At 69.9% G+C, this 12,742-nt stretch carries 15 protein-coding genes; 6 read left to right on the top strand and 9 right to left on the bottom strand.

Annotation, left to right across the window (positions count from 1 at the left end; genetic code table 11):
* Positions 1-327: 327 nt before the first annotated feature.
* Positions 328-699 carry a recombinase family protein gene (locus OG928_RS45595; RefSeq protein WP_331767911.1) on the bottom strand — a complete coding sequence of 124 codons (372 nt, stop codon included), beginning with the start codon at positions 697-699 and terminating at the stop codon, positions 328-330.
* A gap of 25 nt (positions 700-724) precedes the next feature.
* Between OG928_RS45595 and OG928_RS45590 the strand changes: the two genes are divergently transcribed.
* Together OG928_RS45590 and OG928_RS45585 are read left to right on the top strand one after the other, a co-directional pair.
* Positions 725-1,738 carry a Tn3 family transposase gene (locus OG928_RS45590; RefSeq protein ID WP_331767910.1) on the top strand — a complete coding sequence of 338 codons (1,014 nt, stop codon included), beginning with the start codon at positions 725-727 and terminating at the stop codon, positions 1,736-1,738.
* A complete protein-coding gene (locus OG928_RS45585; RefSeq protein WP_331767909.1) occupies positions 1,732-1,959 on the top strand; it encodes a Tn3 family transposase in 228 nt (75 codons plus the stop codon). Before OG928_RS45590 ends, OG928_RS45585 begins: the two co-directional genes overlap by 7 nt.
* Here the strand turns inward: OG928_RS45585 and OG928_RS45580 are convergent.
* Positions 1,956-2,231: a hypothetical protein gene (locus OG928_RS45580; protein WP_331767908.1), complete on the bottom strand. Its 276-nt coding sequence runs from the start codon at positions 2,229-2,231 to the stop codon at positions 1,956-1,958. The two genes, OG928_RS45585 and OG928_RS45580, sit on opposite strands and share 4 nt — an antisense overlap.
* A 383-nt stretch (positions 2,232-2,614) precedes the next feature.
* On the opposite strand from OG928_RS45580, the gene OG928_RS45575 reads away from it, so the two are divergent.
* The 3 genes from OG928_RS45575 to OG928_RS45565 all read left to right on the top strand — a co-directional run bounded on the left by OG928_RS45575 (position 2,615) and on the right by OG928_RS45565 (position 4,035).
* Positions 2,615-3,106, top strand: a complete 492-nt coding sequence (locus OG928_RS45575) for a hypothetical protein (protein ID WP_331767907.1) — start codon at positions 2,615-2,617, stop codon at positions 3,104-3,106.
* A 171-nt stretch (positions 3,107-3,277) separates the two neighbouring features.
* Positions 3,278-3,637 (top strand): hypothetical protein, encoded by a 360-nt coding sequence (locus OG928_RS45570; RefSeq protein WP_331767906.1) that lies wholly within the window; start codon positions 3,278-3,280, stop codon positions 3,635-3,637.
* On the top strand, positions 3,580-4,035 hold the full coding sequence (locus OG928_RS45565; protein WP_331767905.1) for a hypothetical protein: 456 nt from the start codon (positions 3,580-3,582) through the stop codon (positions 4,033-4,035). The genes OG928_RS45570 and OG928_RS45565 overlap by 58 nt, the downstream gene beginning before the upstream one ends.
* A 227-nt stretch (positions 4,036-4,262) precedes the next feature.
* On the opposite strand, the gene OG928_RS45560 is transcribed toward OG928_RS45565, so the two are convergent.
* Complete coding sequence (locus OG928_RS45560) at positions 4,263-4,526, bottom strand: hypothetical protein (protein ID WP_406291944.1); 264 nt, start codon at positions 4,524-4,526, stop codon at positions 4,263-4,265.
* Between the two features lie 9 nt (positions 4,527-4,535).
* Here OG928_RS45560 and OG928_RS45555 point away from each other — a divergent pair, with 9 nt between their 5' ends.
* Positions 4,536-5,798, top strand: coding sequence for a hypothetical protein (locus tag OG928_RS45555; RefSeq protein ID WP_406291942.1), 1,263 nt, complete (start codon positions 4,536-4,538; stop codon positions 5,796-5,798).
* 737 nt (positions 5,799-6,535) lie between these two features.
* Here OG928_RS45555 and OG928_RS45550 read toward each other — a convergent pair.
* The 6 genes from OG928_RS45550 to OG928_RS45525 form a co-directional block, all read right to left on the bottom strand.
* Entirely contained in the window at positions 6,536-6,883 is a 348-nt protein-coding gene (locus OG928_RS45550; RefSeq protein WP_331767903.1) for a hypothetical protein, read from the bottom strand.
* A 396-nt stretch (positions 6,884-7,279) separates the two neighbouring features.
* On the bottom strand, positions 7,280-8,296 hold the full coding sequence (locus tag OG928_RS45545; RefSeq protein ID WP_331767902.1) for an ABC transporter permease: 1,017 nt from the start codon (positions 8,294-8,296) through the stop codon (positions 7,280-7,282).
* Positions 8,293-9,978 (bottom strand): sugar ABC transporter ATP-binding protein, encoded by a 1,686-nt coding sequence (locus tag OG928_RS45540; protein ID WP_406291940.1) that lies wholly within the window; start codon positions 9,976-9,978, stop codon positions 8,293-8,295. The genes OG928_RS45545 and OG928_RS45540 overlap by 4 nt, the downstream gene beginning before the upstream one ends.
* 146 nt (positions 9,979-10,124) lie before the next feature.
* Positions 10,125-11,138 carry a sugar ABC transporter substrate-binding protein gene (locus OG928_RS45535; RefSeq protein ID WP_331767900.1) on the bottom strand — a complete coding sequence of 338 codons (1,014 nt, stop codon included), beginning with the start codon at positions 11,136-11,138 and terminating at the stop codon, positions 10,125-10,127.
* 146 nt (positions 11,139-11,284) lie between these two features.
* Positions 11,285-11,674 (bottom strand): D-ribose pyranase, encoded by a 390-nt coding sequence (gene rbsD, locus OG928_RS45530; protein ID WP_331767899.1) that lies wholly within the window; start codon positions 11,672-11,674, stop codon positions 11,285-11,287.
* A gap of 98 nt (positions 11,675-11,772) precedes the next feature.
* A complete protein-coding gene (locus OG928_RS45525) occupies positions 11,773-12,717 on the bottom strand; it encodes a ribokinase (RefSeq protein WP_331767898.1) in 945 nt (314 codons plus the stop codon).
* Positions 12,718-12,742 lie beyond the last annotated feature (25 nt).

Here is a 12,742-nt window from a genome sequence, read left to right as displayed (position 1 = left end):
TGCCGGGCCGCGGGTGGCAACCACGAGATCATGCAGGCGCCGAGGAAGACGAGGACCAAAGGGCGCGGGATTCCTCCCCTGGGTCCGGTGTTGATGCGTGGAGGACACGATCCTGCCTTCATCGTCAACTATGCAAACGCCAGTCTGCTTTCGGTGCACTGGGATGACGGTGAACGCACCACTACTCCCACCCTCGGCCGTCTGTGCTCGGCGGCAACTCCCAGCCCCGGGGGCAATCAGGTGGTCGGAGCCGCGTGTGTGGTGAGGAATTGGGGGTCGAGTACGAATGGACCAGAGACTGCAGTTTGGTGTCACATCAGTTGACACTCAGTCTGCGACTGTGGTTCCAGTCCGTTCGTCGTGCTCGCGCAGCATCCTCATCACGGTGGCGGGGGACGGGTGCTGGCCCTTCTTGGTGCCGTGGGTGATGACGAGCTTTTTGGCGATGTCGCGCAGGCTCATGTCCTGGTCGCGGAGGTGGCGGGCCATGGTGAGCATGGCGTCGTCGGTCACGCCCGCGCCGCCGATGGTCTTGCCGCGTTTGCGGGCGGATTCGTGGCCTTCGAGGGTGCGGTCGCGGATGTACTCGCGTTCCATGCCGGACAGGGCGGCGAGGACGGTGAACACGACGCCGGACGGGTCGTGGCTGCCTTGGAGTTCGCCGGTGAGGAACTGGAGGCCCACGTCGCTGCCCTTCAAGTCCTCCGCGAGGGTGGCCAGGTCGATGCCGCGGCCGAGGCGCTTCCAGGCCCGCTACCGCACCCTCAACCAACCCCTGCGCCGCCTCGCCAAGACCATGGACCTGACCGGCACCGACGAAGCCGCACACCTGCTGGACGCCCTCGCGTTCCTGCCCAAGCTGGAACGCACCGTCGCCCGCGCCGGCAAGAGCGGCGCCCAGCGCGCTCTGTTCCCCACCCTGCCCGTCGACCACCTCGGCCCGACCTGGCGCGAACGCGTCTTCCCCACCGACGGCGAGCACGCCGGATCCCTCGACAAACGCGCGTGGGTCGTCGGCACCGCCGAGACCCTGCGCGGCGCGCTGCGCCGCCACGACGTGTTTGTCCCCGGCCTCACGAAATGGGGCGACCCGCGCCGGGCACTGCTGGACGGGGACGCGTGGGAGGCCGCCCGGCGCCGGGTGTGCAGCAGCCTCGGCCTGAACCCCGCACCCGGCCCGGACCTCACGCGGTGGTGCGCCGACCTGGACGGCGCGTACCGCCGGTTGGCCGACGGCATCGCGGACAACCCGCACATCCGCATCGAACAGCGCACCGACGGTGGGCGTATCCGCGACCACCTGGTGCTGACCGGGCTGGACCGGCTCGCCGAACCGGCCAGCCTGATAGGTCTGCGCGACGCGGTCGACGCACTGATCCCCACTGCCGACTTGCCCGAACTCCTCCTGGAAGTCCACGCCTGGACCGGGTTCCTCGACCACTTCACCCACGTCGGCGACCAGAACACCCGCGCCGAGCACCTGGTCACCTCGCTCGCCGCGGTCCTGGTCGCCGAGGCCTGCAACATCGGCATACAAGCGATGGTCGCCGAGGACGAACCCGGGCGCTCCCGCGCCCAGCTGTTCTGGGTCGAGCAGAACTACCTGCGCGCCGAAACCCTCCGCCTCGCCAACGCCGCGCTCGTCGACCACCAGTCCAAGCTGGAGATCGTCGGCGCGTGGGGCGGCGGCGAACTCGCCTCCGCCGACGGGCTGTCGGCGCCCTCGGCCTGGTGCTGAACGCCTGCGTGCTGTGGAACTCCGTCTACATCCAAGAATCCGTCGCCCAGTTGCGCGCCCAGGGCCACCACATCGCCGACGCCGACCTCGCCCGCCTCTCACCCCTCGGGCACGACCACATCCGGATCCACGGCCGCTACAGCTTCGCCCTTCCGGCCGAGGTCGCGGGCGGGCAACTGCGCTCGACCCGCAAGCCCATCGACACGGCCGCCGCAGTCTAGGACGCCTTGTCCGGCTCGTCCGCGCGGCGGGCGAGCCGGTACCGGACCTTCTCGTGCGACAGGCCCACGAGTTCGCCGATCTGCCGCAGCCCCCAGCCCTCCGCCTTCGCCGCGGCCATGCCGCCGTCCAGAGCCGCGTCCGTCACCTCGCCCAGGGCCTGCCGCAACTCGACGACCAGCCGCAGCCGGATCGCGGGCGCCAGATCATCCAGACCGGCACAGAACCGCGCCACGTCCGCCTTCAGGAAACCGACCGTCGGGTCATCGCTCATCCACCCACCCTGACGGGCCGATTCACTCCGTGTCAAAAAGTTTGACATCAACGCCGGTTTTCCGTTCCGTTCCTACCGGGACCCCGTCTTCAGTCATATCCGCCCGATCTTTCCCGAGTACTACGGGGACCCCACAACGCGGCGACCGGACGGCCACCCGAAGCCGCCGATGCCTCGGCCGTCGGCCAGGGGTGGTCGGGCGTCGAAGCTGCCGGCACCGATGGGGTCGCGAGACAACCGCTCGAGCGGAGACCCGAGTTCCCGCTCCGCCGGGGGATCCCCGAGACCCTCGTATACGCACGGCACGGCAACAGGGCGACTCGTCCCACATCGAGCTCCTCGCCATCGTGCTCAGGACGAATTCACCGCACTGGCATTCGCCCATGAGAATCACGACGACCTTCACGTACACGTGGAGAACCGGTGCCGCGACATTGCTCGCGGCGTACCCGAAGTGGTCCCGCTTGGCAATGGTCGGAATGCCCGTGATCCTGCCGTTGTTGGCGATCGGCGTGGATTCCGTCGTCCTGCGCATCTGGCTGGCCCTCTCGGGAGTCGTCCTGGTGTTCACGCACGGCAGGCAGGTGCACGCGTTGATCAAACAAGGTGCGATCGACGTCGAACTCGACGAGGACGGCTTCACCCGCGAACGACCGGACGTGGGCGCGTCGAGCATGCGGTGGTCGGCCACCTTGGACGTGCGGCGGCAGTACGGCCTCCTCGTGATCCGAACGATCCCCAGGTGTGTCGCCTCCGTGCCCGAGAGCGCCTTCAGCACCGAGCAACTCGGCCACCTCGACGAGTTCATCCGCCTGCGCCGGTACCCGACTGCCCGCATCGACGGGACCGAACCGACGGCCAACACCCCAGCCTGAACGAGTGGACTCCCACACACGGAAACATCCCGTCTCGTCGAGAACGCCGCGAAGACATCTTCGGGCCCGCGCACTGTCGCCTTCGATCGAGACTCCGCCCCTCGGCGGTCGCCCCTGAGTCGTGGCATCCGACCCGGTGGGATCCGATGTCTGAGTGAACGGGCCATCCTGGTGACCACGTTCCAGAAGCTGATCAACGGCAGGTCCGTGTTCGGGGTGGTCGGCGACGATCGGGAGCACGTCGACCTGGGCGTGGTCGTGGTGGACGACCCGCGTGTCGCGCTCGCGACCACCGAGGACGTGTTCCGGCTCGCCTTCTCCCGCGACCACCCCGCGTTCGAACCCCTCGAGGAGTTGTTCGCCGACGCGCTCAAGGCACAGTCCGCGAGCGTGTGGCCGACATTCGGGCGCAGGACCCCACCGCGACGGCACGCGTCCCCTTCTGGGAGTGGGCGGACAAGCAGGAGCACGTCATGGCGGTGCTGCATCCCCACCGCCACGACGACGACTTCAAGTTCGCGTGGCCGCTGATCAAGGACGTCGTCCTGCGCCTGTGCGTGGCCTCCGTGACCGGGCAGGGCGTCGAGATCCGCCCGCCGGTACCGCCGATCGCCTGGATCCCGGCGTTCGCCCGGGCCCGCCATCCGGGCACCCCTCATGGTCGCGACACCCGCGCTCGGCGTTCCTCGCTCATCCGTCCGACGGCGCCGCGGCGCTGGATCGGAACGCCCGCCGGCACCACGAAGGAACTCCCGCCCAACCCCGCCCACGCCGGTCAGGCCGGCGAGTCGTCCGGGGCATTCGCGGCCCACGGACCCGTCGACGGGTCCCACAGGATCGGGGCCGGCGCCGGCAGGCAATGCACGGCGATCGCCTCCTCCACACATCCGCGCCCGATCAGCATGCGCGCCGGGTCCACGCGGCCGTAGCCGGTGGCGGCGGCATATCCGATTTGGTCACCGGCTCCACACCTAACAGGACCGCAGGCGCTGCCATCCAGGGCGCGGATCAGCGAGCGAGCGACCGGTTGGGATGCGCTGGGTGGTGCATCGGATGAGCACGATGCCTGGCGCAGCGGAGTCCGTCGGCGCAGGCCTCGGTTGCCAAGACGCGTCGTATTGGGCACTATCCACGTCATGACTACACGAAAGGGCGGTCAGCCCTCCGGTCGGTGACCGGCTCGTGGTGGGTGCGCGACGGCGGTGTCGCCTGCGATCATCCCATCCTTCTCGATCACGCGCTTACCCTCCGCGACCGCTACGGGCAGGGTCCGTGGCCGGGGTTCGGCGATCCTCTTCCCGATGCTCGCCCCGGCGGTTCCCGCCCCGTCTTCGTCGGCGGCGGTGAAGACGCCCTGGTGAGGCGCGATCACGACGGCCAAGGTGTCGTTCATCCTGCGGGGATCGAACTCGCCGACCATCTCGAAGACTTGCTCCTCACTCCGGATCCCGTTCGCGGTGGCAGGCTTCGGGACCTCCACGACCGGCTCGCCACCTGCTCGCCGATCGACGTCGCGGACGAGCTCGGCGCCGAGGTCCGCCGCCGCTGCCTGCCGTCCGGTGGCCTGCGCCGATTGGGCCGGGAGTTGGCGGAACACGGCACCTGTCGAGCCGCGGTGAAGATCGGCCTGGTACTCCTGGGCCTGGGCGGGGACATGCGCGACCGTGAACTGCTGCTCCTGCTGGGAACATTGGACGAACTCACCCTGTACGCCGCCGTCGCACTCCACCGCTCCCAGCCAGACGGAGACCAAGCCGTCCACACACTGGCTCAACGTGTCGCCGGCTGGGGACGCATCCACGCGGTCCGGACGCTGCGCGACACCATCGACCCCGGCATCAGGGCCTGGCTGCTCCGCGAGGGCTTCCGCAACGCCATCATGGACGAGTACCTGGCTCACATCGCCGCGACCACCGGCGACCTGCACAGTGCCCTGAGCAATCCGGAGATCGACACCTCGCTGATGAACGGCGCGAACGGCATCCTCGCTGCGCTCGCCGCGAGCCAGGGCGGTCCGGCACCCGGCTTGGCCGACTACCCGGACGCCGTCCCCGTGCTGCGCCGCTACACCGACCTGGTCCAGGCCCGGACGCCCACCCTCGCCATGCTGCGTGACCTGATCAGCATCACCATCTTCTTCCGCCACGCACCCCAGGGCCTGCCCTGGACGCCCGCGGACATCCAGTACCTGACTGCACGCCACGAGGCATTGCTCCACGAACCCCGGTGGCCGGCGCTTGTCCTGGATCACCTCGCCGACCCCCGCCGGCCCGACTTCCACCTCGCCCTGGGACCCGCTGAAGTCCTGGGCCTGCGCCCGACGGCGCAAGCCCTGGCACGCGTGGAAACCGGACCGTCCCTGCTCGACCCGACCTGGATCCACGCCCTGCGCGACGGGAACGGCGGGCAAGCCGCACACATCCTCGCCTTGGCCGAACAACGCCTGGCCACCACGCCCCAACCCGAACGTGACCATGCCCTCGTGCTCTTCGCGCACTTCCTGCGACACCATCCCGAACACGGCCGGCCCCTGCTGAAGTCCGCACTCGCGACCAGCACGCCCGAAGTACGCCGCACCGCGCTGACGACCCTCGCGGGGTGGCCCACCGACCTTCTCGACCCCGAGGCCGCCGAACACCTCCGCAGCGCCCGGACACATCAGCAGGACAAGCCCCGGGAGGCAAGCCCGTGACCGCAACTCCCCACCGTCTGGCGCCCTACGCCTCTCTGCCCGACCGCTACGGCGAACAGCAGGTCGCGGCATCGACCGTCGACGCCCACGGACGCGTCGTCACACTGCTCGTCCCGCCGGACGCGACATGCAACCATCGTGTGCCCCCGGAGCAGCGCCGGCCCTGCGACGCACTGATCGTGGTGATGGACGGCAGCGACGTCCATGAAGTGCGCCTGCCGGACCTCGACATGCGCTTCCCCAGGATCGACTCGCTGGGCGGCGGCTTCGTCCTCGCCGCCGCACGCTGCCGCATGCCCTCCGGACCACCGGCGGCCACCTTCGAAGCCCTCGAAAGAGAAATCCCGCACAATGCACTCATCGTGGGCGACGACGGCACACCGCTGACGACCTTCCACGCGGGTGACGACGTCCAGCACCTGCTCACGGACAAGCACGACAACATCTGGACCGGCTACGGCGACGAGGCCGTCGTCTGCGCGCAACTCCCCGCGAACCGGCACCGCGCTCGCGGCTCCGCGACCACGCCTCGGCCCGCGCCGCGGATGACCATGCCGATGCCCGGTCTCGTCCGCTGGACCCGCGACGGCTCTCCCGCCTGGTACGCGACGCAGCAGGCCAACCCAGCACAGCGCGTCTGCTCGCGGTCGTCGACGACGACGCCCGTGCCCGGCGTTCGGTGTGCCGGCTCCCGAACCCGCTCGCGGCGGGGTCGACGCAGCGGGACGAGGACCGGGTCAGGAGCGATCTCGGATGCGATCCAGGTCCGCGTCGAGGACGGCGAGGTCCGGATGGTCCCGCAACTCCTGCTCGCGCGCCCAGTCCTCAAGGTCGGCCTTGTGCGCGGCCCGCACCCTGTCGACGGTGGTGTCGGTGAGTATCGCGAGCAGTTCCGTGTTCTCGCGGCTCAGGTCGTGGTAGCGGTTGGCGGGGGCGTAGCAGGAGACAGCCTCGGCGGGGAGGTCGGAGCCGGCCGCGGTGAATCTGTCAATCAGCCATCGCCGGAACGGGGTGTCTTGGGTGCTCCAGGCGGGGTCGTAGTCGTCGTACTCGGGATCGTCGAAACCGGGACCTATGCCAGCCATGGCCGAATCCTCTCCACAGCCGCGGCAGCGTACGCCAGACCCACTCGAACGCCAAGAACCCCGCGATCAGCCGGACAAAGCCCAGCTCAACAAGGGGAAACCAAAACCGGAAGCGCTGTCACCAAACCCGCTGACACCACACCACACAATCACACCTCGAATTGCGCATGCACATACACGCCGCGCGGCACGCCACAAGAGGACAATGATCGCCGCGCCCCCGCTGGCGACTGCCCCACCGTCCGCCCGGACGCCGGAACGCACGCCGACGACCAAGCCGGCGAGACGGTGCCGGCGGAGGTTTCCACCCCCGCCGGCACCGTACTTCTCGCGTTCCGCGAACGGCCGGCGAACCGGTCGCCGCGCGGGTCTGCCGCGGCGGGTTTTCGGCCTCGGCTACGAGTTCGCGACCATGCGGGCCGCGACCTTGCCTCGGTAGTGGTCCAGGACGACCGCGAGCATGATCACCACGCCCGTGATGATCTGTCGTTGGAAGTCCGAAACCCCCATCAGGAGAAGCCCGTTGGTCAGTACCCCCAACAGGCACGCGCCGAGCAGTGTGCCGATCATGGAACCCTTGCCGCCGGACAGGGAGGCTCCGCCGATCACGACGGCGGCGATGGCGTTGAGTTCGTAGCCCTGGCCGAGGATCGGGCTCGCGATGTTGAGCCGCGCCATGTACGTGATCGCGGCGATGCCGACCGCGAAGCCGGCGATCGCGAAGGCCGCGATCTTGACCACCTTGGTGCGGTGGCCGGAGAGCCGAACGGCTTCCTCGTTGTTGCCGATCGCGAAGATCATCCGACCGAAGACCGTCCGGGTGAGCACGAGGTGGCCGATGACGACCATCACGATCGCGATCCAGAACAGGACCGGCACGCCGAGCAGTGTGCTCGTGCCGAAGCGGTTGAAGCCCTCCGGGAAGGTGTACAGGGTCTTGGCGTCGGTGTACTCCAGCGCCGCTCCACGGGCGACGTTGAGCATGCCGAGCGTGACGATGAACGAGGGCACGCGCCACCGCTCGGTCACGAATCCGTTGATCAGGCCGCACACCATGCCCACCGCGACGGACAGCCCGACGGCGGCGGACACCGCGAGCGGTACGGGCAGATCGCCCGAGGCCAGGACCTTGCCCGAGGTCACCGCGCACAGTGCCATCACGGCGCCCACCGAGAGGTCGATGCCGCCGACCAGGATGACGAATGTCATGCCGACGGCAAGCATCGTGTTGAGCGTGATCTGGGTGGCGATCTGGGTCAGGTTGTTCGACGTCGCGAACGAGTCGGCGAAGATCGCGAAGAACACCACCATCGCGAGCAGCGCCAGTCCGATCCCGGCCTCGCCCATCACCTGTCGGGCCAGGCCGGCCGTCGAACGCGTCGCGGGCCGGGTCGTCAGCGTGGAGGAGGTCATCGTTTCACCGTCCGGATGGGATGTGGGGCGCTGTCGGTCCCGGGGGTGTTGTCGGGCTCGACGGTCGGGGAGGCGGTCGTTGGCGTCTGGGTCTGGGTCCGGGTCGACGCCGCGGGGACACGGTCCGTCGGCTGCGCGGCGTCCGAGACGTAGCCCGAGTAGGCCAACGCCAGGATGTGCGAGCTGTCGAACTCCGCGCGCGGTACTTCCCCGGCGACGCGACCGCGCGACAGCACCAGGATTCGATCGCAGACGCCCATGAGTTCGGGCAGGTCGGAGGACACCACGAGGAGCGCCTTGCCGGCCGCCGCGAGGTCGACGAGGAGTTGGTGGATCTCGTAGCGCGCGCCGACGTCGATGCCCCGGGTCGGCTCGTCGACGATCAACACGTCGGTGCCCGCGAGCAACCAGCGGCCCAGGACCACCTTCTGTTGATTGCCGCCGGAGAGGCTTCCGACCGCCTGCCGCACACTCACGGCCTTGACCCGCAGCCGTTCCACGCTCTCCCGCGCGAGCCGCTCCTCCTCGCCGCGGCGGAGCAGTCCCGCACGGGACACCTTGGACAGCGCGGCCAGCGTGACGTTGGCGGCGATCGGAAGATCGAGCACCAGGCCCTGGCTCTTGCGGTCCTCGGTGAGCAGGCTGATGCCGTGCCGGACCGCGTCGCGCGGCGAGCGGATGCGGACGGGTTCGCCGCGTACGAAGACCTGGCCGCCACGGGCCGGGTCGGCGCCGTACAGCGCGCGCACGACTTCCGTCCGGCCCGAGCCGACCAGGCCCGCGACCCCCACGATCTCCCCCGCCCGCAGGGCGAAGGACACGGGTTCGCCGCCCTGCGGATGCAGGTTCTCGACCCGCAAGAGTTCGTCGCCCGGGGGAAGTTCGGTGGGCGTCGGATATTCGTCGGCCAGGTCGCGGCCGACCATCAGACGGATCACCTCGGCCGTGTCGAGGCCGGCCATCTCACGGGTGATCACGTGTCGACCGTTGCGGAACACGGTCACCCGGTCGCCGATCTCGAACACCTCGTCGAGGTGATGCGAGATGTACAGGACCGCGACGCCGCGTGCCGTGAGCCGGCGCAGGATCTCGAACAGGCGACCGGTCTCCTGCGGTGTGAGGGTCGCGGTCGGCTCGTCCATGATCAGCACGCGGGCGTCGTGCCACAACGTGCGGGCGATCTCCAGGAGTTGCTGCTGGGCGATGCCGAGCCGTTCGACCTTGGCGCCCGGCGCGATGTCGAGGCCCACCTCGGCAAGCAACTCCCGTGCCCGCCGATCGAGTTCGCGTCGATCCACGATGCCGAACCGGCGAGGCAGGTGCTGGAAGAACAGGTTCTCGGCCACGCTGAGGTAGGGCAGCACGTTGAGCTCCTGGTGCACCACCTGCACACCCGCCCGCAGTGCCTCGGCGGCGCCGCTCGGGCGGTACGGCTCACCGCCCAGGCGCATCTCCCCGCTGTCCGGGGGGTGGATCCCGGACAGGATGCGGACGAGCGTCGATTTGCCCGCGCCGTTCTCGCCCAGAAGTACGTGCACCTCGCCCGGCACGAGGTCGAGCCGTACGTCCTCCAGGGCCACCACACCTGGGAAACGTTTGCCCACCCCGGTCACCTGGAGTACGGGGGGCAAAGTCGTGGGCGCCGGGCCGGTGCCTCCGTCGTCGTCGCGCACGTCTGTCACCTTTCGTGCCTTGGGTCGTGTCGTGGGGTGTCGTGTTTCCGGTCGCCTCGCAACGTCGCCTGCGCAAGTCGCCCGTTGCCGGTCCCGGCCGTCGTCGGCCTGCTGCTCCCGGTCGCCGGACGACTCGCGAGCGCACCGACGGGCCGTCAGCCCGCCTTCGTGACGACCTTGATGTCGGTCTTGATCCAACCGGTCACCGGCTGACCCGAAAGCAGCTTGAGTGCCTGGTCGATTCCGTCCCCGGCCTGCTTGGACGGGAACTGGTCGATCGTGGCCACGACGCTGCCGTCCTGCACGAACGGGGCGATGGCCTCGATGTTGTCGAAGGACGCGAGCTTGATCCGCTTGTCCTTGCCGGCCGCCTTGATCGCCTTGAGGGCGCCGAGTGCCATCGAGTCGTTCGAGGCGAGCACGCCCTGGATGTCGGGGTGTGCGGTAAGCATGTTGCTGACGACGGTGTAAGCCTCGTCGGTCTCCCAGTGCGCGGTCTTCGAATCGAGCAGCGTGAGCTTGCCCTCGGTGACGGCGGCTTGGAATCCCGCCTTGCGCTGTTCGGCGTTGGCCGCGCCGGGGTTGCCCTCCAAAATCACGACCTTGGCGCCCGGGCCGAGCGCCTCGACGAGCTTCGTGCCGGACTGCTTGGCGCCGTCGGTGTTGTCCGGGCCCACGAACGGCACGTCCAGACCCGCCGACTTGAGTCCGCCGTCGTCGAGCTTGACATCTATGTTGACGATCTTCAGGCCCGCGCTCGCGGCTCGCTTGATCGGCGCGATCAGGGCCTTCGAATCGGCGGGCGCGATCACCAGGGCCCGAGCCTTCTGCGTGATGCACTTGTCGATCGCGGCCACCTGACCGTCGATGTCGGTCTCGTTCTGGATGCCCACGGAGGTCAGGTCGACGGTGCCGAGTTCCTTGGCGTGCTGCTCGGCACCCTTCTGCATGCTCTGGAAGTACTCGTTGCCGAGCGACTTCATCACGAGGCAGACCTTGGCCTTGTTGTCTGCGGCAGGCGGAGCGGCCGCCTTGCCGGAACCGTTGCCGCTGCCGCCCTCCTGACCGCACGCGGTCAGGGTCAGCACGAGTGCCGCGCAGGCGGCGACGGTGAGCGCGGCGCCTCGGCGGGGCGTGTGAGTGGTGGTTCTCCGGGTGGTGATTCTCATGGGAGCGTTTCCTTTCCATCGAGAGGGTTCGGTACATGGGCGCGGCGACGCGAAGGGGGGTCGCCGTCGACACCGGCGCGACGCGATGGTCGCGGGGTTCGGGAAGGGGCGCGGAACGGGCGCGATCGGGCCGGTGCTCCGCGAGGTCAGAAGGGGACGCCGGCGGTCAGGATGACGTTGGCGTAGGGGGTGGCCTCCCCGGTGCGGACCACCGCCCGCGCGCTCGCGGTGAGGCGTTTGAATTCCTCGTGCGGAACCCGATCGATCGGCACGTGGCCGAGGAGCCGATCGGTGCCGGCGAGCAGCACCGGGTCGTGCGCCTCCTCCGCCAGCACCGCGTGCTCGACGACCAACTCGGTCAGGATCGACTCGAGGACGGGCAGGAACGCGGGGTCACCGCGACGCCAGACCAGGTCGATCGTCTCCACCGCGGGCGGCACCGGCAGCCCCGGATCGGCCACTACGAGCCGATCCGTGTGCCCGAGCGCCGCGAGCACATGCAACAGGCGGGGATGCCAGAGTCCCTCGCGCCGCACCTCACACCACCGCCGCGGCGGCAAGCGGACGATCGGCGCGGCCGGGCCCGGCCATCAGGCGCGACCGGTTCGGGTCGGCAGGGCTCTCGCGGCGCATGTCACGCCACCGCCGCCGCGGCCAGGAGCGCGTCGACCTCGGCTCGGGTGGGCAGCGCGGACTGCGCCCCGTGGCGGGTCGTGGCCAGAGCGCCTGCGGCACACGCGCGCCGGAGTGCCTCGGCCGGGTCCGCGTGGGCGCCGAGCGCGAGGGTCAGTTCGGCGCAGAAGGAGTCACCGGCGCCGACCGTATCCACAGCCGCGACCGGAAAGCCGCCCTGCGCCACGTGTTCGTGGCCGTCGGCGGCCACCGCCCCCTCCGCGCCGAGCGTGATCACCACCAGATCCGGGCCGAGTGCGCGCAACGCGTCCGCCTGTGCGGCCCAGTCGGGCACGGCCGGGATGCCGGCCGCCCCGAGCAGCCCGGCGGCCTCGGTCTCGTTGACCACGAGCACGTCCGTCTCGCCCAGCAACGCCCGCAGGACATCGTCGAAGGGCGGCAGCGGCGCGGCGTTCAGCACCGTCGGTACGCCGGCGGCTCGCGCGGCTCGGGCCGCCGCGAGCACGGTGGCCACCGGGACCTCCAGTTGGAGCAGCAACGCGTCGGCGGCCTCCGCCACGCCCCCGTCCGTCACGGCCGCGAGCGCGGCCTCGTCCAGTCGCCGGTTCGCCCCCGGCGACAACGTGATCGCGTTCTCGCCGTCGTGCTGGACCACGATCAGGGCCACGCCGGACGCGCCGTCGACCGTACCGACCGCCGAGTCGTCCACGCCCTCGGCGACCAGCCGATCGCGCAGTTCCGTTCCGAACGGGTCGTCCCCGAGTAGGCCCACGAGCCGCACCGCCGCGCCCAGCCGCGCGGCGGCCACGGCCTGGTTGGCCCCCTTGCCGCCGGCTCCCCGCACGGCGTCCTCCCCCGACACCGTCTCACCGGGCGCGGGCAACACACGCACCCGCACCACAACATCCATATTCAGACTTCCCACCACAACCACCCGCCCGCTCATCGGACTTCCCTGCCGTTCTCGCCGA

It is taken from the genome of Embleya sp. NBC_00896 (assembly GCF_045207785.1).
Taxonomy (GTDB): Bacteria; Actinomycetota; Actinomycetes; order Streptomycetales; family Streptomycetaceae; genus Embleya.
Note: the sequence above shows the minus strand (reverse complement) of the source record. Positions and strands in the feature narration are given on the sequence as shown.